General features: G+C 66.1%; 1 protein-coding gene. It reads left to right on the top strand.

Annotation, left to right across the window (positions count from 1 at the left end):
- Positions 1-70 precede the first annotated feature (70 nt).
- Positions 71-1,357 carry an IS256 family transposase gene (locus LPU43_RS00015; protein ID WP_229397531.1) on the top strand — a complete coding sequence of 429 codons (1,287 nt, stop codon included), beginning with the start codon at positions 71-73 and terminating at the stop codon, positions 1,355-1,357.
- The last annotated feature ends 37 nt before the right edge of the window (positions 1,358-1,394 follow it).

Below are 1,394 nucleotides of genomic sequence, written 5' to 3'. Positions count from 1 at the left end.
GGGTCTGTGGATTTAACGGTGTTTCCGGCCTGACCTGCCGGGCGTTGTGCCTGGTGAGGAGGGTGCCGTGATGACCGCGACACTGAACGAGCAGACCGGACGTAAGAAGCGGCCCGAGCCGTCGGCGGAGGCGAAGGCCGCGGCTGAGCTGGTTCGGGCGGCGAAGGAGCAAGGGCTGTCGTTGACGGGCCCGGACGGGCTGCTCAAGCAGTTGACCAAGACGGTCCTGGAGACTGCGCTGAACGAGGAGATCACCGAGCACCTCGGGTACGAAAAGCACGACCAGGCCGGCGCCGGGGCGGGCAACGTCCGCAACGGCACCCGGTCGAAGACGGTCCTGACCGAGGCCAACGGGCCGGTGCAGATCGACGTGCCGCGAGACCGGGCTGGCACGTTCGAGCCGCAGATCGTCCGTAAGCGGCAGCGCCGGTTGTCGGGGGTCGACGAGGTGGTGTTGTCGTTGTATGCCAAGGGTTTGACGACCGGGGAGATCAGCGCTCACTTCGCCGAGATCTACGGCGCGTCGGTCAGCAAGGAGACGATCTCGCGGATCACCGACAAGGTGATCGAGGAGATGACCGACTGGTCCCACCGCCCGCTCGACGAGGTCTACGCGGCGGTGTTCGTCGACGCCATCGTGGTCAAGGTCCGGGACGGGCAGGTCGCCAACCGGCCGTTCTACGCCGCGATCGGGGTCACCCTCGACGGGGAGAAGGACATCCTCGGGCTGTGGGCCGGCACCGGTGGTGAGGGCGCGAAGTTTTGGATGAGCGTGCTGACCGACCTGCGCAACCGGGGTGTGAAGGACGTGTTCTTCCTCGTCTGCGACGGGTTGAAAGGCCTGCCGGAGGTGGTCACGAACGTGTGGCCCCGCACGGTGGTGCAGACGTGCATCATCCATCTGATCCGCAACACGTTCCGCCTCACGTCACGCCGGTACTGGGACGAGTTGAAGCGCGACATCAAGCCGATCTACACGGCGGTCAACGCCCAAGCGGCCCGGGCGGCGTTCGAGGACCTGGCTGACAAGTGGGGCGGCCGGTATCCGGCGGTGATCCGCTTGTGGGACAACGCCTGGGCGGAGTTCATCCCGTTCCTCGACTACGACCTGGAGATCCGCACCGTCATCTGCTCCACCAACGCGATCGAGTCGTTGAACGCCCGCTACCGGCGGGCGGTGAAGGCCCGTGGCCACTTCCCCAACGAGCTGGCCGCGTTGAAGTGTCTGTACCTGGTGACCCGGTCCCTGGACCCGACCGGAGCAGGCAGGAGCCGATGGACGATGCGCTGGAAACCCGCGTTGAACGCCTTCGCCATCACCTTCAGCGACCGCTTCCCCGCCGCTGAAACCTACTAACCAAGATCGCCGGAAACACCGTTGGCGAGACAGCCCC

The organism is Micromonospora okii, assembly GCF_020884795.1.
Taxonomy (GTDB): Bacteria; Actinomycetota; Actinomycetes; order Mycobacteriales; family Micromonosporaceae; genus Micromonospora; species Micromonospora okii.
The sequence above is the reverse complement of the archived record's forward strand: the minus strand, read 5'-3'. Positions and strand labels throughout refer to the sequence as shown.